This window comes from Cellulomonas sp. P4_H12, from assembly GCF_056400905.1.
In genome coordinates, this window is the sequence record NZ_JBFUKJ010000169.1 from 1 (window position 1) to 506 (window position 506).

Sequence of the window (506 nt, forward strand, 5' to 3'; positions counted from 1 at the left end):
GGGCGACCGGGTTCCGCGAGGACCGGGGGTTCGAAGAAAATGGGTTCAGAGAAGAGACCACAGATGTGGAAGGCATGGCAGAGACTCCAGGAATGAGGAATTGATCGGGGCTGCGTTCAGCCTCGACAACACTCCTGGGTGACCATGCGGTAATTCACGCCGACCAGTGTGGCACAGAATCCCCGATCCCGGAACCCCTGCACTCCGGAACCCCTGTACTCCGGGACCTCAGCGCTCAGGCGACCGGCGGCCGCCGGGCCGCGTTGCGAGCCTGGTTGCGCTCGTAGACGATTCGGAGCCCCTCCAGGGCGAGGTCACGTTCGAGGTGTGCGATCGTCTCCGACTCCGGCATCACCAACGGCGCACTGTCCCCGGTCGCAATGACCGTGACGTCGTCACCCGCGAAGGCCGGCAGTTCGGCCCGCACCCGGCGCACCAACCCGTCGACCAGGCCGGCGAACCCGAAGATCGCCCCGGACTGCATGCACTCGACGGTGTTCTTGCCG

The 506-nt window shown here is 65.8% G+C and carries 1 protein-coding gene; it reads right to left on the minus strand.

The annotated features are described in order from the left end of the window. Positions 1 to 235: 235 nt before the first annotated feature. The coding region (locus tag AC1DQC_RS20360) for a hypothetical protein (protein WP_477053032.1) at positions 236 to 506 on the minus strand (271 nt) is incomplete at its 5' end.